Raw genomic sequence first — 21,636 nt, 5'->3', positions numbered from 1 at the left:
TCAGCTCGCTGCGGTGAAAGTGGCACGGAGTTCGTCCTTCAGTACCTTCTGGCTTGCGTTGCGCGGGAGTTGGTCGACGAAGCGGACATGCCGGGGGACCTTGAAGTTGGCCATGTGCTCGCGGGCCCAGGCGATGACGTCCGTCTCGGTCGGCGCGTGCCCCGGTGGCGCGACGACGAAGGCGCAGCCGACCTCGCCGAGCCGCTCGTCGGGAACCCCGATCACAGCGACCTGTTGGACGGACGAACAACCGAGAAGCAGCTTCTCTATCTCCGCCGGATAGGCGTTGAAGCCCCCGACGATGTACAGCTCCTTCTTGCGGTCGACGATGGCGAGGTTGCCGTCGTCGTCGAGCCGCCCGATGTCCCCGGTGTGCAGCCAGCCCCCGGCGTCGATCGTCGCCGCGGTGGCGTCGGGGTCGTCCCAGTAGCCCCGGGTGACGTTGAAGCCGCGGACGAGGATCTCCCCGTCGAGACCGATCGGGACGTCGAGACCGTCGGCGGCGACGATCCGGACCTGGACACCGGGAATGGCACTTCCCGTGGTGTGGGCGACCGTTTCCTCGGAGTCGCCGACGCGGGTCGTGGTCACCAGCGCCGTCGACTCGGTCAGGCCGTAGGCGCTCATCACGATGTCGAACGACAACTCCGTTTTCATGGCGCGGATCAGCGATTCCGGAATCGTCGTACCGCCCGTCATGGAGACCCGTAGCGACGACAGGTCGTGCGTGGCGCGGTCCGGGTGGTTGACCAGGTCGTGGAAGATGGTCGGCGGCCCGAGGAGAATGCTCACCCGCTCTCTCGCGATGAGGTCCAGCGCGCGTCCTGCGTCGAAGACCGGCATGGGGATGACGGTCACTCCGTGCATGAGCGAGGCCAGCCAGCCGGCCTTGTATCCGAAGCAGTGGAAGAAGGGCGGGATCACCAGGAAGGTGTCGGAGGCCTCGAAGGTGTACTGCTTCGCCATCCACCCGTAGGCGCGCAGGGATTGGCCGTGCGAGAGCATCACGCCCTTCGGATGGCCGGTCGTGCCGGAGGTGAACATCACGTCGGACACGTCTTCCGGCGTCAACCGGTCGATCGACTCATGTGCCGCGGACGCGGAAACGCCCTCTCCGGCGCCGAGAAAGTCGTTCCAGGTCAGTTCGGCAGCCCCTTGCGGGCCGAGCACGGACACCGTCTTCTGCAGGGCCGGCAGTTCCGGATCGGCATTCCGGAGTTCGCCGATGTAGTCGCTGCCCAGGAAGGGCGAGGCGAAGACGGCCGCCGCCTCCGACTTCCGCAGGATGTACGAGAGCTCCTGCGCCTTGAACCGCGTGTTGAGCGGAACCAATATCGCCCCGGCACCGTGGATGCCCAGCGCGGCGAAGATCCACTCCGCCGAGTTGGGGGCGCACAGCCCGACCCGGTCGCCCGGCTTGATGCCGAGTGCCATGGTGGCGCGGACCGATGCGACCATCTGCACTTCCAGCTCCCGGAACGTCCACCGGCGGTCACCGTCGATGAGCGCCGTGGCGTCCCCGAAACGCCTGGCCGCGAGCCTGATGACGTTCGGGATGCTCAGGAATTCGTCGTCGTAGCGCATCAGTTGGCTCCAGGGCTAGCCGTTCGAGGGGAGATGCAGGATCCGCTTGGCGATGATGTTCCGCTGGATCTGGGAGGTACCGCCGTAGACGGAGGCCGCACGGGAGTAGAGGTAGTCGCCGAACAGCTCGCCGCCCTCCCGCGCAAGTTCGACCGGGAATACCTCAAGTGCCGTGTCGTAGAGCCGCTGTTCGGTTCTCGTCATCAGCAGCTTGTCCACGGACGACTCCGGGCCGGCGACCTGCCCGGCCAGGCGTTCGGCGGTGCGGCGGCGGGCGTGCGCGACCAGGACCTCGTAGTCCACGACACAGCGGCCGATCCGGGACAGCAGCCCGTCGGGCAGGCTGCCGCGCTGCTCGGCGGCATGACGCCGCAGCCGCTCGACGAGCAGCCCGTACTTCGAGATGTGCCCGGTGTCGAGGGCGTTGCGCTCGTACGACACCGTCGTCATCGCCAGCGCCCAGCCGACGCCCTCGGCGCCGATGCGCTCGGACTCCTCGATGCGGACGTCGTCCAGGAACAGCTCGCAGAACTCGTCGTCGCCGTTGGCCGCGCGCAGCGGTCGTACCGTCACGCCGGGACGGTCCAGGGGCAGGACGAACGCCGAGATCGACTTGTGGGCCGGTGTCGAGCGGTCGGTGCGGGCCAGCAGCAGGCACAGGCCGGAGTGCTGGGCGTAGCTCGTCCAGAGCTTCTGCCCGCGCACCGTGTAGTGGTCGTCGTGCCGTTCGGCGAACGTGCTCATGCCCGCTAGGTCCGAACCGGCACCCGGCTCGCTGAAGCCCTGGCACCACACCTCGTCACCGGCCAACATCCGTGGCAGGAAGCGCAGTCGCTGTTCCTCCGAGCCGAACTCCAGGAGGGCGTGGGCGAGATAGCCGATCCGGGGGACGCCCGGGGCGCGGCAGGCGCCCAGTTCGTCACTGATCGCGACCTGGTGCAGCGCGGTCAGGCCCCGGCCGCCGTAGCGCTCGGGGACGTCCAGGCCGACCCAGCCGCCCGAGTGCAGCAGCTGGTGCCAGCGGCGCAGGAAGACCGGTACCGGTTCGCCCGACTGCCGCTCAGGGAGCGGGTGTTCGGCCAGCCAGGCACGGAACTCCTGCCGCAGCCGGTCCAGTTCGGCCGGGTTGCCGAAGTCCAGCGGGGTGTCGGTCATCGCGCCGCCTCCGGTACGGCCAGCGCGGAGAGCAGGTCGTCCGTCGTGGCGAGCAACGTCGCGCCCAGGCGCACTTTGCGCAGATACAGGTGCGCGACGTGCTCCCATGTCTGCGCGATACCGCCGAAGACCTGCATCCCGGCGTACGCCGCCTCCAGCGCCGAGGAGTTGGCCTCCGCTTTGGCGACACGTGCTGCCGCAAGGGCCCGCTCCGGGGGTTCGTTGTCGAGACACCAGGCCGCGTAGCGCGTGACGCTGGTACACGCCTCCACCAGGACCGTCGCGTCCGCGAGGAGATGCTGTACGGCCTGGAAGGAGCCGATGGCTTGTCCGTACTGGCGGCGGTCGCGGGCGTACTGGACCGCCTGCTCCACGAACGAGCCCGCAGCGCCGACGAGTTCGGCGGTGACGATGACGAGTGCGTAGGCCTGCCAACGGAGTTGGTCCGGTGCGGTGAGTCGGCCGATGACCTCTACGGGAGCCTCCGGCGGCACCGCACGCACTGCGCGCACGAGGTCGGTGCTCGGTGCCGTAGGGCCCAACTCGACCCGGCTGACCGTCCCGTCGACGGTGACGCAGAGCGCGCTGTCGGCTCCCTCGCAGTCCCAGGCGACGAGATCCGTCGGTGTCCGGCCGGGGAAGCGGAGCTCTCGGGTGAGCGCGACCGTGGGGTTCGCGTGTGTGTCCTGACCGGCGTGGAGGAGGCGGAGCAGCTCGGGAGCCAGCAGGACGGTGCCGAGCAGGGACGTCGTGAGCGGGTGGCGGCCGTGTTCCTCCGCGAGCAGCGCGCACTCCTGTGCGGTCGCGGCCGGGGGAGACGAACGCCGTAGGTCCGTCAAACCCAGTTCGTCCAGGGCCTGTTGGGCGGCTGCCCGGGTCGACGGCTTGACCTCGTCCGCCGAGGTCACGCCGTGCCGGGGTGCGAGCGAGCGCACCATGTCGCGGACCAGGACGAACTCCTCGCGCTCCACGCTCAGCGCTCCTCAGGGGGGTTCGCGCGCCGTTCGGCGCGGGCTGCGAGTTCGGTGATGATGCGGATGTGGTCCGGGCTCGTCATCGTGGCCCGCTCAGCCATCAGCGCCGCTTCCATGCCGCCGCGCGAGACCTGTTCGACGACCGCGGCGAGGGCCAGCTTGGTGGCGCGGAGAGCCTCGGCGGGCTGGGCCGCGAGCCGGTGGGCCAGGGCGAGTGCCTCGCGCATCAGGTCGTCGGGCGGGACCGTGCGGTTGGCGAGGCCGAGTTCGACCGCCTTGGACGCGGGGATGCGGTCCCCGGTGAAGAGGTACTCCTTCACCCGCAGCAGGCTCGTGAGCATCGGCCAAAGGGTGACTCCACCGTCGCCGGCCACCAGGCCCACCGAGATGTGCGGGTCCGCGAAGTAGGCGTCCTCGGAGATCAGCACGAGGTCGCAGGCCAGGGCGAGGCTGCAACCCAGGCCCACCGCCGGGCCGTTGACGGCGGCGACCACGGGCAGCGGGAAGCGGATCATCTCGGTCTGGATGGTGCGGTCGAGACGGATGGACCGCTCCCGCAACTCCGGGTCGGTGTGGTGCCGTAGGAGATGGTCGAAGTCGCCGCCGGCGCTGAACGCCCGTCCCGCGCCCGTCAGAACGACGGCCCGGGCCTTGGTGTCGTCCGCGAGTTCGCGCCACACCTCCGACAGTCGGCGGTGCAGTTCCTCGGACACGCCGTTCAGCCGGTCGGGGCGGTTCAGGGTGACGATGCGGACGTCTCCGTCGGCGGCCACGGTCAGTACGGGACTCACCTTGCTCATACCGCGATGGTATTAAAGGTCAGACCGAAACTGTCAATGGTGTTGCACGAAGAAGAGAATCACATTCTCGCGCTCGGGTGGGTCAGTTCTCCGGATCCGTGAGCGCGACCCCGTCCCGTCGGTCCACCTCGGCGGCGGCCCGGGCGAAGCCGCACACGTGGCGCGTCATACGGCGCATCGCCGCCTCGCTGTCGCGGTCCCGGATCGCCTCGGTGATCCGTGCGTGCGCGTGGGCGGTGAGTTTGCGGATGTCCGCGTCCATGAACTGCTCGATGTCGGTGGCCGCGTGGATCGACTGCGAGAGCGCGCTCATGAACCCGATGAGAAGCTCGTTCTCGCCGGCCCTCGCGACGGCGTTGTGCCAGCGGATGTTGGCGCGCAGGAAACGCTGGATGTCCTCGCCCGCCGCGACGAGGTCCGTGTGGGCGTCGTCCAGTTCCGCGAGGTCGGCGTCCGTCCGGCGCCTGGCCGCCAGTGCCGCGCAGGCGGGCTCGATCGCCTCCCGGGTCTCGTGCAGGTCCTCCAGGCGAATGCGCTGCCCCCGGATCACCAACCGCACCGTGTTGGCGAGCGACTCGCGCCCCGGCCGGTGCACGAAGGCACCGCCCCCGCGCCCCGGCCTGATCTCCAGGAGCCGTTCGACCTCCAGGATGCGCAGCGCCTCGCGCACCGTCGCCCGGCTCAGCCCCGTCTGCTCGACCAGTTGCCGTTCCGGCGGCAGCGCGGTCCCCTCCGTGAACTCCCCGGAGAGGATCCGCTCGCGCACCTCGGTCGCCAGCACGTCCGACGCCTTGGGGACCGAGAGCGTTTCGAAGCGTGGCCGGGGCTCACCGGCCGCGGCGCGCCCCCGGACGGCGCGGGAAGGATGCTCGGCGCTCTGCACAGGTTCAGGCCTCTCGTCGCAGGCCGTGCTCTTCGGCCTCTTTGGCTGAACCATTCAACACAGCACGCGCGTCGGCTGCCACCGGGTGCCTCTGAGGAAGCCCCGGTCTTCAGGTTCGCTCTCAGGGCGATTCGGCGTCCTTCGCGGCGGTGTCCCATTCGCCCTCCAGTCGGTAGACGATCTCGGAGTTGAGAGACCTGCGGGCGGATTTGGCCTGAGCGGTGAGCCACCGGTGGAGTTCCGTGGGGAGCCTGAGCGTGATCTTTGTTTCTTCATCCATGCCCCTATCATAGTAGTAGAGTGGTGGCATGACGCCCCTAAAGGAAGCCGAGGATGCCGGGCATGCCCGGTACACCTACCGGCTCCGCGTGTCGTCGACCGCCCGCACCGCGCTGGACGCGGAGTGGGCGCGCTGCCGGTGGATCTGGAACGAGTGCTGCGCCCGCTCCAAGAGGGCGCACGCAGTCAAGGAGAAGTGCGGCCCGGCCCGCCTCGACAAGATGCTGACCGAGGCCCGCACCGCGAACGCGTGGCTGCGCGAAGGCAGCTCGGTGCCACAGCAGCAGATCATCCGCGACTTCGCCAAGTCCCGCGCCAAAGCCCTGAAGGACATCAAGGCACGGCTGCCGCAGCACCAGCAGGCCGGGTTGCCGAAGTGCAAGAAGAAGCACGCCGTCGACCCGACGCTGAACTACACGCAGCGCGGCTTCCGCCTCAAGGACGGGCGTCTGCACCTCGCGGGCGGGATCGTGCTGAGTGTGGTGTGGTCGCGGGACCTGCCCAAGCCGCCGTCCTCCGTCCGCGTCTATCGTGACAGCCTCGGACACTGGTACGCCTCGTTCGTCGTAACGACCACCACCGAGGCCCTGCCCGCCACCGGACGGGACATCGGTATCGACTGGGGTCTCAAGGAGACCGCGACCACAACCTCGGACATCCACGACCTCCCGCACGCCCAGCACGGCAAGAACGCCGCGCAGCGCCTGGCCTGCTACCAGCGCAGGATGGCCCGCAGGAAACCCAATCGTGGACAGGCCGGATCGAAGGGCTACCGCGAAGCGAAGCGTCAGACCGCGAAACTCCACAAGAAGATCGCACGGCAACGCGAGGACACCGGCCGCAAGTGGGCCAAGCGCGTGGTCCGTGACCACGACCGCCTTGCGGTAGAGGATTTCCACCCGAAGTTCCTCGCCAAGTCCACCATGGCCCGCAAGGCCGCTGACGCGGCGATCGGCGTGACCAAGCAGGCCTTGATCCGTATGGCCTCCAAATACGGACGCGAACTGCACCTCGTACACCCCGCGCACACCACCATGGATTGCGCACAGTGCGGAGCGAGAACCAAGCACGCACTGCCTCTCTCGGAACGGACCTACACCTGCACCGCGTGCGGAACCGTGTCCCCCAGGGACAAGAACTCCGCCCGCGTGATGCTCGTCCGGGCTGGTCTCAACCCGGCTGGTGTTGATCGTGTAAGAGCTGCCGGACCGCCGGTCCACAGCCAACGTGAGCCAGGAATCCCCCACCCATTAGGTGGGGGAGGTTTCAAATCACCATGCCGCCGTCCACCGGCAGCACCTGACCGGTGATGAAGGAGGCCGCGTCGGAAGCGAGGAACACGAAACTGCCCGCGATCTCCGCCGGCTCTGCCCACCGGCCCAGCGGAATCCGGGCGAGCATCTGGGCCGAGAACTTCTCGTTGGTGCGGATGGTCTCCGTCATGGGCGTGGCGGCCAGCGGCGCAAGGGCGTTGACCAGTATCCGTCGCCGCGCCAGTTCGCGGGCCAGGGACTTCGTCAGGCCGATGATGCCCGCCTTGGCGGCCGAGTAGTTGACCTGCCCGAGCGTGCCGACCAGGCCCGCGGACGAGGTGACGTTGATGATCCGCCCCTTCCCGTCGTCCGGCAGGAACGGCAGCGCGGCCTGCGCGCAGTGGAAGGTCCCCATCACATGGATGTCGAGGACACGCCGGAACGCCTCCTCCTCCAGCTTGTCGAACATGGCCGGCGCGATGACCCCGGCGTTGTTCACGAGGATGTGCAGCGTCCCGTCGGCGAGCGCCGCCGCGCGTGCCACGGCCGCGTCGGCGGCGGACCGGTCCCGTACGTCGAGTGCGGCGCTGTCCGCCGTCAGACCCGCGGCGTTGATCTTTCCCGCGACGGCCGCGGCGGCCGACTCGTCGACGTCGGTCACCAGGACCGCGGCACCCGCGCGCGCCAGCGCCTCGGCGACCGCGGAACCGATCCCGCCCCCGGCGCCTGTGACCAGCGCCGACCGTCCCGTGAGGTCGAACAGGCCTGTGCTGTCGGTCATTCAGTAGCTCCTCGGGAGTCCCAGCGTGTGTGATCCCAGGTAGTTCAGGATCATTTCCTGACTGATCGGTGCGATGCGCATGAGGCGGGCCTCGCGGAAGTAGCGGGCCACGGCGTACTCCTCGGAGTAGCCCATGCCGCCGTGCGTCTGCACGGCCCGGTCTGCGGCCGTGAACCCGGCGTCCGCGCACAGGTACTTGGCGGTGTTCGCCTCCCGCCCGCAGGGCCTCCCGTTGTCGTACAGCCAGGTCGCCTTGCGCAGCACGAGTTCGGCGGCGTCGAGGCGGGTGAGGGAGTCCGCGAGAGGGAACTGGATGGCCTGGTTCATGCCGATCGGGCGGCCGAAGACGATGCGCTCCTTGCCGTACTGGACGGCCTTGTCGAGCGAGGCCCGGCCGATGCCGAGGGCCTCCGCGGCGATCAGCATGCGTTCGGGGTTGAGGCCGTCGAGGAGGTAGCGGAAGCCCTGGCCCTCCTCGCCGACGCGGTCCTCGACCGGGATGCGCAGGTCGTCGATGAAGAGTTCGCTCGAGGTGACGGCGTTGCGGCCCATCTTCGGGATCGGGCGGATGTCGATCCGGTCGCGGTCGATGTCCGTCAGGAAGAGGGTCATCCCGTCGGTCTTCTTGGCGACCTCGTCGGCCTTGCTGGTACGGGTCAGCAGCAGGATCTTCTCCGACTCCATGGCCTTGGAGATCCACACCTTGCGGCCGTTGACGACGTAGTGGTCGCCGTCCCGTCGTGCGTACGTCGTGATGCTCGCGGTGTCGAGTCCCGCGCCCGGTTCGGTGACGCCGAAACAGACGTGCAGGTCGCCGTCGGCGATCCGGGGGAGTGTGCGGCGCTTCAGCTCCTCGGAGCCGTGCACCACCACCGGATGCATGCCGAAGATGGACAGATGGATGGCGCTGGCCGCGTTCATGCCGCCGCCCGACCGTGCCACCTCTTCCAGCAGCAGGCTGGCCTCGGTGATGCCGAGGCCGTGTCCGCCGTACTCCTCCGGGATCGTGATCCCCAGCCAGCCGCCGCCCGCGACGGTCTCGTAGAACTCCGTCGGGAACTCGTGCGCCTGGTCCTTCTCCATCCAGTACTGGTCGTCGAAGTCGCGCAGTAGTCCGGCGACGGACTTGCGGATCGTTTCCTGGTCCTCGGTCAGCTCAAAGTCCATGGAATGTGGACCCTTCTCCGGTTCCGATTGCGAAACATATCAAAGGTCAGACCGAAACTGTAGGGTCCAGATAGGAGCTGATCCGCGCGACCGTCTCGTCGGGGAGCGAAGTCGTCGACGACCAGCCGGTCGAATCCGTACGCCGTGGTCTCCAACTCGCGTGCACCCACGGCACCCCGAACACGGAACTCATCGACTACGTGGCGGGGCTGCGCCCGCGTTGCTGACTCGCGGCCACCTGCTCGTGCACCTCGTTCTCGGTGATCGCCCCGACCTCGCCGGCCGCCCAGACGTCGGTCAGCCGTCGGTCCGCCGTGCCCGGTGGGAGACCGAGGTGCTCGTCCCAGCGGGCGAGCCAGCCCGTCCGAGGCGTGAGCTCCAGGACTCCGCCGATGTCGAGAATCAGACAGCGCGCGTTCATGAGGGTTCCTCTCGTTCGTGTCCGCACGACTGTCGGGCCTCACCTTTGGACAAGGTCAACCGCACCACGCCCTCCTACCGTCGAGTAATATCGCGCGGCAGGCCATCAGAGGAGGAACCGTGCCACGGTCCGAACGCTCGTCGCTGCTGCTCGCCGGTCTGCTGGCGACCGCGGGGGTCGCCCACTTCGCCTCGCCGAAACAGTTCGACGCGACGATCCCGAGCGCCCTGCCGGGGACACCCCGGGCATGGACGTACGCGAGCGGGGCCCTCGAACTGGCGCTGGCCGCGGGGATCGCCGCGCCGCGGACCCGGCGTACGGCCGCGCTGGCCGCGGCGGCCTTCTTCGTGGGCGTGTTCCCCGCCAACGTCAAGATGGCGCTGGACTGGCGGGACCGCCCGGCCCCGCAGAAGGCGGCGGCTCTCGGACGGCTGCCCCTGCAGATACCCCTCGTGCTGTGGGCCCGTAGTGTCGCGAAGAACAATGGGGAGGGACAGTCATGACAGGACGCCTGAACGTCGGCGACAAGGTCGAGGACTTCACGCTGCCGGACGAGACCGGCGCCGAGCGCAGCCTCACGGAACTGCTCACCGAGGGGCCGGTGGTGCTGTTCTTCTATCCGGCCGCCCTGTCCGCCGGCTGCACCGCCGAGGCCTGCCACTTCCGTGATCTGGCCGCCGAGTTCGCGGCCGTCGGCGCGCGGCCCGTCGGCATCAGCGGCGACTCCGTCGACAAGCAGCAGGAGTTCGCGGGGAAGCACACCCTCGGCATGCCGCTCCTCTCGGACGCCGACGGCACGATCCGGGAGCGGTTCGGGGTGAAGCGCGGGTTCTCGCTGGCGCCCACCAAGCGGGCCACGTTCGTCATCGGCGAGGACCGCACGATCCTGGAGGTCGTCTCCAGCGAACTGCGGATGAACACCCACGCCGACCGCGCCCTCGCCGCACTCCGCGCCCACCGGAAGTGACACAGGGGCCACAAATGCCGTAGCGCGGTTGTTGCGACGCGGTACAGGGACCATCCTGGACGATATGGAGCAGGCCTCCGCCACGGCGGTCATCAATGCCCGAGGCATCGTGACAGGGTGGAGCGAGGGTGCCCGGACACTGACGGGATACCCGGCCGAGGAGGCCGTGGGGCGGTCGGTGGGGGCACTGCTCGCCGAACCCCCGTCCACCGCGGCCGTCGCCGCGCTGGCGGGCCCCTTGGTTCTACGGCACCGGGACGGAACCCCGCTCCGGCTCGCCGTGCGGGCGTGCGCGATGCTCGGCGCGGACGGCGCACCGGACGGATACGTCCTCACCGCCGACCCCCAAGCCGCACCCGCACCCGCACCCGCCTTGGCCGAGCAGGCCTTCCAGCAGGCGTCGATGGCGCTGTCCGTCTTCGACACCCGACAGCGCTACCTCCGCCTCAACGACGTCGCCTGCCGCGTGATGGGCGTGCCCGAGGACGTCCTGATCGGCCGGTTCTTCCCGAAGAGCGTCGAGGACGCCGAGCACAGCGAGGGCTTCCTGCGGAACCTGCGCCTGGTCGCCGAGACGGGCAGACCGGTCCGCTACGAGAGTTGGGCGGGCGCTCCGGCCCTGAACCGGGAACACGCCTGGAGCATCGAGATGTGGCCCCTCAGGGACTCCTCCGGTGAGCTGACCGCGGTCGCCCTCGCGGCGTTCGACAGCACCGAGCAGTACCTCGCCCAACAGCGACTGGCCCTGCTGAACGAGGCGGCGACCGGTATCGGTACGACCCTCGACGTGGTCCGCACCGCCGAGGAGCTGGTGGAACTCCTCGTGCCGCGCTACGCGGACTTCGCCAGCGTGGACCTGCTCCCGTGGGTGCTCGGCGCGGACGAGCCCCCGCCGGCCCCGGACGGCGAGATCGTGCTGCGGCGCGTCGCCCACGGCTCCGTCACCGAAGGCACGCCGGACGCCGCGGTACCCCTGGGGCAGACGGACGTCTACCCACCGTTCTCGCCACCCGTGCGTGCCCTGCGCGAGGGGCGGGCGGTGCGCAGTCAGGCGGGCGAACCCGACTTCGTCCGCTGGGTCGACGACCGCAACGCCCGCTCGCCGGAAGGGAGTTCGCACCGCAAGGGCGTCCACTCGATGGTCGCGGTGCCGTTGCGGGCGCGGGGCACCACACTCGGCGTGGCGGTGGGCGTCCGCATGGCCCACCCGGACGACTACGCCGCCGACGACGCCCTCCTCGCCGAGGAACTCGCCAGCCGGGCCGCCGTCTGCATCGACAACGCGCGCCGCTTCGCCCGCGAGCGGTCCACCGCACTCGCCCTCCAACACAGCCTGCTCCCGAGGGACTTGCCCGGACAGGCGGCCGTCGAGGTGGCCCACCGCTATCTGCCCTCCGGCTCGCTCGCGGGAATCGGCGGCGACTGGTTCGACGTGATCCCGCTGTCCGGCAGCCGCGTGGCCCTGGTCGTCGGCGACGTCGTCGGACACGGCATCGCGTCCTCGGCGACCATGGGCCGCCTGTGCACGGCCGTCCGCACCCTCGCCGACGTCGACCTGCCGCCCGACGAACTCCTCACCCACCTCGACGACTTGGTCACCCACCTCGCGGCGGACGACACCGGCGACGAGGTCGCGGAACTCGGTGCCACCTGCCTCTACGCCGTCTACGACCCCGTCTCGCGCCGCCTCACCATGGCCACCGCCGGGCATCCACCGCCGGCCGTCGTCCTGCCCGACGGGACCGCGAGCCTCGTCGCCATGACCGCGGGACCACCTCTCGGCGTCGGCGGACTCCCTTTCGAGGCGGTCGAGTTGGAGCTGCCCGAGGGCGCCACCGTCGCCCTGTACACGGACGGTCTGATCGAGGACCGGGACCGCGACGTCGACCACGCCACCGCCGAACTGTGCCGCGCCCTCACCACGTCCGCCGCATCGCTCGACGCGCTGTGCGACTCGGTGCTGAAGGCCGTGATGCCCGAGGAACCCAGCGACGACGTGGCCCTCCTCCTGGTGCGCACCCGTGCGCTGGGCACCGACCGGGTCGCCACCTGGGACATCGAACCGGACCCCGCACATGTGGCCGGGGCCCGGCAGGCCGCCACCGAGCAACTCGCCGCCTGGGGACTGGACGAGGAGTCCTTCGTCACCGAACTCGTCGTCAGCGAACTCGTCACCAACGCCATCCGGTACGGCCAACCGCCCGTCCAGCTCCGCCTGATCCGTGACCGCGCCCTCATCTGCGAGGTCTCCGACGGCAGTTCGACCTCACCGCACCTGCGCCGCGCCCACGTCTACGACGAGGGCGGACGCGGACTCCTCCTCGTCGCCCAGCTCACCCAGCGCTGGGGCAGCCGGCAGACCGGCAGCGGCAAGACGATCTGGGCGGAACAGCCGCTGCCGACGGACTGACCGGCGGGCCTACTGGAAGGGACACCCGGGGTTCGGCGCGTCCTCCGAGAACGGCGATCCGTGCGGCAGGACGTACAGCACGTCGAGGACGAGAGGGACGTTTCCCAGATTGCGGCCGATGTGCACGTTGCCCGAACCGGCCGGCTCCTGGATGCGGCTGCCCGCCCGGTACACGCCGTCGGAGGCGCAGCTGGAGTCGAAGTGGCTGAGCGTGCCCTGCTTGACGATGCCGTAGAGAGGGCCGTCGTGATAATGCCAGCCGGTGGCCTGGCCGGGCGGAATGGTGATCTCGCGCAGGGTGTAGTCGGTGTCGCCGATGGTGGTCTGGCTGATCAGGCGGGCGGTGACTCCGGGGCCCGCCGGAGTCGCCTGGGCGGTGCCGCCGACCAGCAGAGCGGCGGCGGCCACCGAGCCGGTAACGGCGGTACGGAACGCGGTGCGCATACGAGAACCTTCCGGTGAGATCTTGAACCTCCGCCGTGAACATAGAGGCAGGGAAGGCGAGTTGGGGGCGGAAACACGCAACTTCCACCCCCGGGACGCTCAGAATTCCTCGTGCGTCTCCGGGTCCCCGCCCAGCCGCTTCGGAGTGTGCTCGGAGAGGGCGGCCAGTTGGGCCGGGCCGAGTTCGAAGCCGAAGATGTCCAGGTTCGCGCGCTGCCGGTCGGGGTCCGCCGACTTGGGGATCGGGACGGCCCCGAGCTGGGTGTGCCAGCGCAGCACCACCTGGGCGGGCGTCACGCCGAAGGCCTCGGCGACCGTCACGACGGTGGGGTCGTTCAGCAGCTCGGAACCGCGCCCGAGAGGACTCCAGCTCTCGGTGAGAACGCCCTTCTCGGTATCGAAGGCGCGCAGTTCGTCCTGCGGGAACAGCGGATGCAGCTCGATCTGGTTCACGGAGGGCAGCACGCCGGTCTCCTTCTCCAGCCGCTCGATGTGCCCGGGCGTGAAGTTCGAGACGCCGATCGACCGGACGAGACCATCCTCGCGGAGCTTGATCATCGCCTTCCACGCGTCGACGTACTTGTCGACGCGGGGCAGCGGCCAGTGGATCAGATACAGGTCCACGTACTCCACGCCGAGCCGCGCCCGGGACTCCTCGAAGGAGGCGAGGGTCTCCTCGTAGCCATGGTGGCGGCCCGGCAGCTTCGTCGTCACGAGGATCTCGTCGCGGGGCACGCCGCTGCGGGCGATGCCACGGCCGACGCCCGTCTCGTTGCGGTAGTTCGTCGCCGTGTCCACCAGGCGATAGCCCATGCGCAACGCACCGGCGACGGACTCCTCGGCCGTCGCGTCGTCCATCGGCCAGGTGCCCAGGCCGATGGCGGGGATCTTCGTTCCGTCGTTGAGCGTGTGCGTCGGGATGCTGACCACGGGCGGACCTTCCCTCGACTGTGCGGCACACCCAGTATGGGCGAACAGGACCCCTGTCGCCCTGTACGGGGATCGCTGACACGATCTTCCTTGGAACCCGTACGACCTGGGTACCACCCGGTAGGGAGGACCTGGTACGGACGACCGGCCGGGCACGTACGACGACGGAGCGGGCATGACGACGGACAGCAGCGGAACGACGACGGACGAGACGGTGCGGGCGCACGGCATGGAGGTGCGGCCGGCCGCCGGGCACATCGGGGCCGAGATCACCGGTGTCGACCTGGCCGGTGCACTCGACGACGCCGTGGTCGCCGCGATCCGCGCGGCGGTGCTGCGCTGGAAGGTCGTGTTCTTCCGCGGGCAACGGCTCGACCACACCGGGCATGTCGCCTTCGCGCGCCGCTTCGGGCAACCGGTCGTGCTCGGGCGGCGCGGCAGTGCGTCACCGTCCGGCTTCCCCGAGGTCGAAACGACCGCCGACCGGCTGGAGTTGGGCGGCCGGTTCGGCATGGAGCACGAGGAGTGGCTGGAACGGCGCCGGCACACACTCCTGCGCGGCTGGCACTGCGACCACGGCGCCCGCGTCGACCCGCCCGCCGCGACCATCCTGCGCGCGGAGACCGTCCCGCCGTACGGCGGCGACACCACGTGGTCGAACCTGGCCGCCGCATACGCCGGACTCTCGCAGCCGGTACGGGAGTTCGTGGACGGGCTGCGGGCCGAGCACCGGCTCGGCGTCGGCTACCAGCCGCGGCCCGGCGACGACGCGTACGTCCGCCACCTCCTGGACCACCAGGTCGCCTCGCTGCACCCACTGGTACGAGTGCACCCCGAGACCGGTGAGCGGGTGCTGTACGTCAACGGCTACTACCTGGAGCAGATCACCGACATCTCCCGCGCGGAGAGCGCCGCGATCCTGGAGATGCTCCTCGCACAGGCGACCCGGCCCGAGTACACGGTCCGCTTCCGCTGGGAGCCGGGCAGCGTGGCCTTCTGGGACAACCGGGCCACCATCCACCTCGCCCCCAGCGACAACGCCCAGCTCGGCTTCCCCCGGACCATGCACCGGGTCATGCTGACCGGCGACATACCGGTCGGCGTGGACGGCAAGCCCTCCGAGCCGATCGTCGGCACGGAGCCGGGACGCTGGTGAGGAGTGCGGTCAGGCCGAGGCCTGCCAGCCGAGCGCCGGTCCCAGCTTCGTCGCCATGTCCGTGAGGATCTGCACGTAGTCCTCGTGCTCGAACGTGAACGGCAGCGCGAACGCCACCTCGTCGATCTCCCTGAACGCGACGTGCGCGTCCAGGAGTTCGGCGATCTCGTCGGAGGTGCCGACGATGTCCGGCGCGAACATCAGCCGGGCCGGACCCTGCGGTGATGTCGTCCGGGGAGTGCGCTTGCGGGCGAACTCCTCGTACTTCGCCCGCTGTTGGGGCGACGCGGAGTCGGTCGGGATGACCACCAGCCCCTGGGAGACGCGGGCCGACTCCCCATCCGGGTGGTGGGCGCGGAACGTGCGGATGTGGGAGAGCTGGATTTCCGCGAAGTCCCTTGACTCGTCCGGCCCTTCGGCCTTGACGACACTGCTCGTCAGGAAGTTCATACCGTGCTCACCGGCCCACTTCGCCGAGCCCGCGCTGCCGCCGCCGTACCAGAGGCGACGGCCCAGACCGGGGGAGTGCGGCTGGACCCGGTCGGAGAACACCTCGAAGCCCTCGACCCCGCTGAAGTCGGTGGCCGGCTTGCCGCGTACGAAGTCCAGCAGCCGCCGCACCCGCTCGTAGCCGAAGTCCTCGACGTCGGCAGTGTCGGGGTACAGCGCCTCCTTGAGCTGGTCGAAGTGCATCGGCGGGCCCACGCTGACGCCCGGGTTGATGCGGCCCCCGGACAGGATGTCGACGGTCGCCAGGTCCTCCGCCAGCCGCAGCGGGTTCTCCCAGCCGAGCGGGATCACCGCCGTGCCCAGCTCGATACGGCTCGTACGCTGCGAGGCCGCCGCCATGACCGCGACGGGGGAGGAGATGCCGTACTGGAGATGGCGGTGGCGCAACCACGCACTGTCGAAGCCGAGCCGCTCGCCCAGTTCGATGATCTCCAGCGTCGACTCGTGGCCCCGGCGCGGATCGGCCTCGTCGAAGAGGCCGATCGTGAGGAAGCCCAGCTTCCGCAACGGGCGTGAGGTGGGCGGCACGGGCTCCTCCGGCGGTCGTACGTCAGTTCTGTTCTGTCCCTATTGTGGCAGGCGAACGTTGCGGGCGTGTGATCAGCTCAGCGGGATGGTGATCTCGTCCTCGACCGGCGGGTCGATCTCCTGGGCGTGGTTGCCGGTGGCCGCGAAACAGCGCAGGCGGACCGCCTCCGGGCTGACGTCCAGCCGCAGGAAGCACTTGAAGAAGGGCGGGCTGTACGTCACCGAGCTCGGCGAGAAGAGCTGGGTGTAGATCTTGCGCACCGGGAGGCGGAAGCGCGAGCGGCGGTCGGGACGGCTCCCGGCGCCCAGCAGACTCGCGACCAGGCGGACGCGCCGGGTGATCCGGACGGGCGGGCCCGGGGTGCGGGTCGGCGGGATGCCGAGGCGCTCGCAGATCACGGCCGACGCCTCGGCCTCGGTGAGGGTGAAGAAGCGGCGCAGGTGCAGGCGGCGCCCGTACAGCCGGCTGTAGAAGGCCAGGGAGTCGCCGCGCAGCGGGTAGCAGCGGAAGTCCTGCTCGGTCACGTGCGCGATGTCGACGCGCGGGACGGTGTGGGTGGCGTGCATGAACGCGCCGCCGCCGCCCGAGACGACGTACTGGAGCGTGCGGCCGTCCGCCAACTGGACCGGATAGCGCTGGTAGTTGTGGATGTCGCCACCTATCGCGGCGACGAAGTGGTGGGCGGGATCGCTGACGATGTCGTCGACCGTGCCGCCGCCCTCGATGGCGCAGGGGTGGTGCTCGCCGTCCACGTACAGCGGTGAACCGGTGATGAGGATCTTCGGCGTGGGGCCCTTCGCCACCTCACGCAGCCAGGCGCCCTGTTCGGCGTCGATCGTGCCCAACAGGCCCGTGTCGATGCCGATGATCCGCACCGGTCCCGAGTCGATCGCCCAGTACGGGCCCGGCTGGACGGCCTGTTGGACCGGCGAGGAGCGCAACTCCCGTGCCTTGGCCAGGTGTTGGCCGTCGGACGGGCGGGGGTGGTGCCACAGCAGCGAACGCCACCAGGCCCGCGTCAGCGGGCGCGGCTTCGACCGGGGTGCGGGCAGTGCGGGCGCGTCGTCGCAGAAGACGCGCATGAAACCGCCGAGGCCCTCGTACCAGTCGTGGTTGCCGGGTATCGCGTAGATGGGCGCCGGATAGGCCTCGTACGGGCGGAAGAACTTCGTCTCGTAGTCGTCCGCGGTGCCGACGGGATAGATGACGTCACTGGCGATGACGGCGAAGTCCGTTCCCTGACTGGCCCTCAGAAAGCCCGGCACGACCGCGTATTGGGGGTCGTCGCCCTCGCCCGTGTCGCCGATGACCATGAAGGAGAAGGTGTCCGGATCGTCGCGCCGGATCACCTTGTCGGCGGCTGCTCCGGCGGCCGTGCGCTGCGCCACCCAACGGCCGCGGGTGTCGCCGGTCGGATCCCCGAACCAGGAGGCCAACACGCCGTTGCGCGCGGCCCACAGGGTCTTCGGGCTGAGCCACGAGACCTTCTGGACGTGGGACGGCATGAGCTGCTGGTACGCGCCGCGTTCCGCGGTGCCCCAACCGGCGCCTTCGGGGGTATCGCGTGAAGATTCAGACACCGGTGAACCGTAACAACGAGCCATGGCGGGGCGAGCGGCAGGGGCCTGGCAACATCAACTCGACGATGCTCGACCGAAAGGCCCCCGTATGCCCGGCGAAGCCGACTTCCTCGACCTGCTCCCCGATCCCGAACTCCGTTCGGACCGCCTGCTGTTGGGCATCCGCCACTTCGACGAACCCTTCCTCCTCACCGTCTCGCTCTCCCAGGGCCTGGGCTCCAGCGACCTGTGGCTGGACCGGGGCAGGGCGGGCAAGGCGCGGCTGGCGGAGTTCCGCCGGGTCGGCGACCGGGTCCTGTTCGCCGTACGCAACAAGCACTTCCTCACGTCCGGCGACGAGGCCGCGGTCCGGGCCGGGGAGGAGTCGTTCGCGCTGTCCGTGGTGTGGAGCGCGCCCGTGCTGCGCGAGGAGAACGGCGCGGCGGTCGTCGACGCCACCGGGCTCGTCCTCGCCGACCACGACCGGGTGGCCGAGCATCTGTACGCGCACGAGCAGGGCGACTACACGATCGACGAGTCCGCGAGCCTCCCGCTCGTCGCCGACTGCCGCACCGGGCCGGGTGCCGTCCGGCTGCCCGCGCTGCTCACCTTCCGGGGCCCCGGCCGCGGCCAGGCGGTCCGGGCCGTCGCCGCCGACCCGCGTGCCCTCACCGTCGTCCAGCAGCTGAACCTGATGCGGCTGCCCGCGTCTCCGCTGCCCGTACGGCGCTACCACCCCGCCTCGGGCGGCTACGGCATCGGCTACGCCGACCACGGCCTCGTCGGCCGGGCGGGCACCCAGGTCAGGTTCCAGCCCCGCTTCCGCGCGGAACCCGGTGGCGACCCGATCGTCTTCCAGGTCGACCCGGCCGTCCCCGAACCCTTCCGCTCGGCGGTCGTCGCGGGCGGGAACTGGTGGCAGCGGGCCTTCGCCCGGATCGGCCTGCCGGATGCCTACCGGGTCGAGCCCGGCGGCGACGGCTTCGACCCGTACGACCCCGACGTCAACGGTGTGGTCTGGGTGCACCGGGCCGGCCGCGGCTGGTCCCTCGGACAGGGGCTGACCGACCCGCGCACCGGCGAGATCCTGCACGCCCGGGTACGGCTCGGCTCCCAGCGCGTCGAGCAGGTGCGCGCACTCGGCGAGGCCCTCCTGGCACCGTACGGCCACCCGGACGAGGCCGAACGCCTCGCCGCCGTCGAGGAGTTGGTGCTCGCCCGACTGCGCCAACTCGCCGCGCACGAGATCGGCCACGCCCTCGGCTTCATGCACAACTTCGCCGGTACGCAGCACCCCGAGCCGTCCGTCATGGACTACCCGCACGCGCGCATCCGAGTCACCGAGGAGGGCACCCTCGACCTGACCGCCGCGTACGGCACGGGACTTGGGCCCTGGGACCACTTCCTGGTCGCTCATGCCTACGGCCGGTTCGGCGACGCGGACGAGGAGACCGCACTCGCCGAACTGCGCCGCGAGGCCGCCGAGTCGGGCCTGACCTACCTCTCCGACGAGGACGCCCAGGGCCCGAACGCCGCCCACGCCGATGCCGTGCCTTGGGTGAGCGGGCCGGACGCCCTCCAGGCACTGGAGACGATGCTGCGGGTCCGCCGCATCGCACTCGACGGATTCTCCCGCGGGGTGCTGCCGCCCGACCGGCAGACCGGCGAACTGGAGGAACGGGCCGTCCAGTTGCACCTGCTGCACCGGCACGAGGTGACAGCCGTGGCCCGGCTGGTGGGTGGGGTGCGTTACGCGTACGGCCTCGCGGGTGAGGACGGCCGGGGCGCGCCGGCCGTCGACGCGGTCACCCAGCACACGGCGCTGACCCGACTGGCCGAGCTGCTGCGCGCCGAGCAACTCGCCCTGCCGCACGCGGTGTTGGACACCCTCACCCCGCCCGCGATCCGCTACGACCGGACGGATCAGTACCTCGACACGGGCGCCGGACGGCTCTTCGACCCCTTCGAAGCAGTCCGGGTCGCGACCGCCCTGGTCACGCAGCAGCTGCTGGATCCGGCCCGGCTCAACCGGGCGGCCTGGCAGCACGCAGCCGACCCCGCCGCGCCCGGAGTAGCCGGCATCGTCGACGCGCTCCTCACCGCGACCTGGCGCCGAACCGACCCGGTGCCCACGGAGCTGCCCGGCGGGGCCGCCGTACAGCACACGGCGGACTGGACCCTCCTGAACCATCTGCTGACCCTGCTCGACGACACCGCTCTCCACGCGCCGGTGCGCATGTCGTTGCGCGGCGCGGTGCGGCGGCTCGCGGCGGAGTTGCGGTGCCAGGGCGACGAACAGGCCGGTGAGGCAGGGGAGTTGATCCGGGCCTTCCTCGCCGATGCCGGGTCGGTGCGGGTCGATCCACTGCCCCGGGTGCCGCCGGGCGCGCCCAACTGAGGTCGCCGTAGCTGCAGATGTCGTACGGCCGCTTCTCGCACCTCGGCGTCAGGGTGAGCGCCGGGTGGTCACCACTGCCCGGGCCGCTCCGGGGTTCGGCGGCCGGGTGTCGGGGCGGTGGGGCTCCGGCGTGTGGTCCGGCGGCTGCCCGGTGGGGCGGCCGGGTTCTCGTATCGGCTCTGGCGACCGGCTACCAGGCGGTCCGATGTGTCGAAGAGGGAGTCCGGGTGCTGCGGCGGCACCTTGGCTGCGGTCTTGGGGCCGACGGGGTGCCGGGTGAAGGAACGGTCCCAGTTGCCTTCGCCCATCACCAGCAGCGGGTCGAACATCACGACGACCCCGGCCAGCAGCAGGAAGACGATCGGCCCCAGGAGCATGGGAAGCAATAACGAGGTGGCCGAGTCGCCCGTCCACGCCCCGTCGGTGCCGTGCAGATGGACGCTCACGGCGGCCATGGCCGTGTAGTGCATCCCGGACACCGCCACGCCCATCACGAGGCTGGCGCCCAGGCTCGCCAGGAAGCCCCGGATGGAGACGGCCGCCCACAGGGCCGCCGTCGCGGCGACGATCGCGATCACCACGGAGAGGGCGACCGTGCTGGTCCGGTATTCGATCCGGCCGTTCAACTGCAGGGCGGCCATGCCCAGATAGTGCATCGCGGCGACCCCGAGGCCGGTGATGACACCGGCCGCGGAGAGCGTGCCGGCGGTCGCGCCGCGATAGCCCACCGCGAACACGCCGATGGCGACCACGACGATGGCCACGGCCAGACTCAGCACCGTGAGGCCTACGTCGTAGCCGATCCGGGTCTCCTCGACCTGGAAGCCGATCATCGCGATGAAGTGCATCGTCCAGATGCCGCTGCCGATCGACGTCGCGCCGAGCGCGAGCCAACCCGCCTTCCACGAATGTCTGTTGTGCAGGGACCGCACCACGCAGCGCAGTCCCAGAGCCCCGCCCAGGCAGGCCATCAGATAGGCCGCCACCGGGGTCACCGCACCGTAGCGGAATCCGTCGATCGTGCCTTGCATGAGCCAACTCCCCCCAGAGTTCTGGCTTCTTGTGGGGGGAGTATGTATGGATCGAGGCCCAGCCGCACAACCTTTCCACAACAGTGGTTGGTTAACTCTGTGCTTTCAGGGCGTTACTTGGGGCGTATCGCGGGCGATACGGGGACAGAAGCGGTCAGGGCTGTTGCGGCTTCTCGCGGTCGATGAAGTCCTTGGCCTTGTCCTGCGCCATGTCGACCTGCTTGGCGTGCTTGCCGCCCGTGCGCTCGTCGATCATGTCTCCCGCCCGGTCCACGCCCTCCTTGGCCTTGTCCGAGTGCTGGCCCAGCATTCCCTTGACCTTGTCCATGATCGACATGGCTGTCCTCCTTCGGACGTGCGTTGGCCCTCTCAGCATCCCCCGCCTTTCCGTGTGCCGCATTTCGG

The 21,636-nt window shown here is 70.1% G+C and carries 21 protein-coding genes; 6 read left to right on the top strand and 15 right to left on the bottom strand.

All coding sequences use genetic code 11. The features are described 5' to 3' along the window. The 6 genes from AB0I69_RS23655 to AB0I69_RS23630 all read right to left on the bottom strand — a co-directional run bounded on the left by AB0I69_RS23655 (position 1) and on the right by AB0I69_RS23630 (position 5,676). A complete protein-coding gene (locus tag AB0I69_RS23655; RefSeq protein WP_363097639.1) occupies positions 1-1,584 on the bottom strand; it encodes a FadD3 family acyl-CoA ligase in 1,584 nt (527 codons plus the stop codon). Between the two features lie 15 nt (positions 1,585-1,599). Continuing rightward, positions 1,600-2,739 (bottom strand): acyl-CoA dehydrogenase family protein, encoded by a 1,140-nt coding sequence (locus AB0I69_RS23650; protein ID WP_363097638.1) that lies wholly within the window; start codon positions 2,737-2,739, stop codon positions 1,600-1,602. Then, the gene (locus AB0I69_RS23645) at positions 2,736-3,710 is read right to left on the bottom strand and encodes an acyl-CoA dehydrogenase family protein (RefSeq protein WP_363097637.1); all 975 of its coding nucleotides are present in this window, start codon (positions 3,708-3,710) and stop codon (positions 2,736-2,738) included. The genes AB0I69_RS23650 and AB0I69_RS23645 overlap by 4 nt, the downstream gene beginning before the upstream one ends. Before the next feature lie 2 nt (positions 3,711-3,712). Beyond that, positions 3,713-4,513, bottom strand: a complete 801-nt coding sequence (locus AB0I69_RS23640; protein ID WP_363097636.1) for an enoyl-CoA hydratase/isomerase family protein — start codon at positions 4,511-4,513, stop codon at positions 3,713-3,715. Positions 4,514-4,595: 82 nt separating this feature from the next. Then, positions 4,596-5,294 (bottom strand): FCD domain-containing protein, encoded by a 699-nt coding sequence (locus AB0I69_RS23635; RefSeq protein WP_363097635.1) that lies wholly within the window; start codon positions 5,292-5,294, stop codon positions 4,596-4,598. Positions 5,295-5,517: 223 nt separating this feature from the next. After that, positions 5,518-5,676, bottom strand: coding sequence for an Arc family DNA-binding protein (locus tag AB0I69_RS23630; protein WP_363097634.1), 159 nt, complete (start codon positions 5,674-5,676; stop codon positions 5,518-5,520). A 28-nt stretch (positions 5,677-5,704) separates the two neighbouring features. Between AB0I69_RS23630 and AB0I69_RS23625 the strand changes: the two genes are divergently transcribed. Then, a complete protein-coding gene (locus AB0I69_RS23625) occupies positions 5,705-6,985 on the top strand; it encodes a transposase (RefSeq protein WP_363097633.1) in 1,281 nt (426 codons plus the stop codon). Here the strand turns inward: AB0I69_RS23625 and AB0I69_RS23620 are convergent. The 3 genes from AB0I69_RS23620 to AB0I69_RS23610 all read right to left on the bottom strand — a co-directional run bounded on the left by AB0I69_RS23620 (position 6,942) and on the right by AB0I69_RS23610 (position 9,297). Beyond that, positions 6,942-7,709, bottom strand: a complete 768-nt coding sequence (locus AB0I69_RS23620; RefSeq protein WP_363097632.1) for an SDR family NAD(P)-dependent oxidoreductase — start codon at positions 7,707-7,709, stop codon at positions 6,942-6,944. The two genes, AB0I69_RS23625 and AB0I69_RS23620, sit on opposite strands and share 44 nt — an antisense overlap. Then, positions 7,710-8,876 carry an acyl-CoA dehydrogenase family protein gene (locus tag AB0I69_RS23615; protein WP_363097631.1) on the bottom strand — a complete coding sequence of 389 codons (1,167 nt, stop codon included), beginning with the start codon at positions 8,874-8,876 and terminating at the stop codon, positions 7,710-7,712. A 196-nt stretch (positions 8,877-9,072) separates the two neighbouring features. Beyond that, entirely contained in the window at positions 9,073-9,297 is a 225-nt protein-coding gene (locus AB0I69_RS23610; RefSeq protein WP_363097630.1) for a hypothetical protein, read from the bottom strand. 119 nt (positions 9,298-9,416) lie between these two features. Here AB0I69_RS23610 and AB0I69_RS23605 point away from each other — a divergent pair, with 119 nt between their 5' ends. From AB0I69_RS23605 to AB0I69_RS23595, 3 genes are all read left to right on the top strand, one after another. After that, on the top strand, positions 9,417-9,800 hold the full coding sequence (locus AB0I69_RS23605) for a DoxX family protein (RefSeq protein ID WP_363097629.1): 384 nt from the start codon (positions 9,417-9,419) through the stop codon (positions 9,798-9,800). Next, entirely contained in the window at positions 9,797-10,264 is a 468-nt protein-coding gene (locus AB0I69_RS23600) for a peroxiredoxin (RefSeq protein WP_363097628.1), read from the top strand. Before AB0I69_RS23605 ends, AB0I69_RS23600 begins: the two co-directional genes overlap by 4 nt. A gap of 64 nt (positions 10,265-10,328) precedes the next feature. Beyond that, a complete protein-coding gene (locus AB0I69_RS23595; protein WP_363097627.1) occupies positions 10,329-12,674 on the top strand; it encodes a SpoIIE family protein phosphatase in 2,346 nt (781 codons plus the stop codon). A 9-nt stretch (positions 12,675-12,683) separates the two neighbouring features. On the opposite strand, the gene AB0I69_RS23590 is transcribed toward AB0I69_RS23595, so the two are convergent. Both AB0I69_RS23590 and AB0I69_RS23585 read right to left on the bottom strand, forming a co-directional pair. Beyond that, entirely contained in the window at positions 12,684-13,118 is a 435-nt protein-coding gene (locus tag AB0I69_RS23590; RefSeq protein WP_363097626.1) for a cupin domain-containing protein, read from the bottom strand. Between the two features lie 99 nt (positions 13,119-13,217). Further along, positions 13,218-14,048, bottom strand: coding sequence for an aldo/keto reductase (locus tag AB0I69_RS23585; protein WP_363097625.1), 831 nt, complete (start codon positions 14,046-14,048; stop codon positions 13,218-13,220). Between the two features lie 175 nt (positions 14,049-14,223). On the opposite strand from AB0I69_RS23585, the gene AB0I69_RS23580 reads away from it, so the two are divergent. Further along, positions 14,224-15,204 (top strand): TauD/TfdA family dioxygenase, encoded by a 981-nt coding sequence (locus AB0I69_RS23580; protein WP_363097624.1) that lies wholly within the window; start codon positions 14,224-14,226, stop codon positions 15,202-15,204. A 9-nt stretch (positions 15,205-15,213) separates the two neighbouring features. On the opposite strand, the gene AB0I69_RS23575 is transcribed toward AB0I69_RS23580, so the two are convergent. Both AB0I69_RS23575 and AB0I69_RS23570 read right to left on the bottom strand, forming a co-directional pair. Next, positions 15,214-16,242, bottom strand: a complete 1,029-nt coding sequence (locus tag AB0I69_RS23575) for an LLM class flavin-dependent oxidoreductase (protein ID WP_363097623.1) — start codon at positions 16,240-16,242, stop codon at positions 15,214-15,216. A 72-nt stretch (positions 16,243-16,314) separates the two neighbouring features. Next, positions 16,315-17,823, bottom strand: a complete 1,509-nt coding sequence (locus AB0I69_RS23570; protein ID WP_363097622.1) for a metallophosphoesterase — start codon at positions 17,821-17,823, stop codon at positions 16,315-16,317. Positions 17,824-17,911: 88 nt separating this feature from the next. Here AB0I69_RS23570 and AB0I69_RS23565 point away from each other — a divergent pair, with 88 nt between their 5' ends. Beyond that, positions 17,912-20,200 carry a zinc-dependent metalloprotease gene (locus AB0I69_RS23565; protein WP_363097621.1) on the top strand — a complete coding sequence of 763 codons (2,289 nt, stop codon included), beginning with the start codon at positions 17,912-17,914 and terminating at the stop codon, positions 20,198-20,200. 68 nt (positions 20,201-20,268) lie between these two features. Here AB0I69_RS23565 and AB0I69_RS23560 read toward each other — a convergent pair whose 3' ends face one another. Further along, positions 20,269-21,231: an MHYT domain-containing protein gene (locus AB0I69_RS23560; protein ID WP_363097620.1), complete on the bottom strand. Its 963-nt coding sequence runs from the start codon at positions 21,229-21,231 to the stop codon at positions 20,269-20,271. 154 nt (positions 21,232-21,385) lie between these two features. Beyond that, complete coding sequence (locus tag AB0I69_RS23555) at positions 21,386-21,568, bottom strand: antitoxin (RefSeq protein ID WP_363097619.1); 183 nt, start codon at positions 21,566-21,568, stop codon at positions 21,386-21,388. Positions 21,569-21,636 lie beyond the last annotated feature (68 nt).

Source organism: Streptomyces sp. NPDC050508, assembly GCF_040655155.1.
GTDB lineage: Bacteria > Actinomycetota > Actinomycetes > Streptomycetales > Streptomycetaceae > Streptomyces.
The sequence above is the reverse complement of the archived record's forward strand: the minus strand, read 5'-3'. Positions and strand labels throughout refer to the sequence as shown.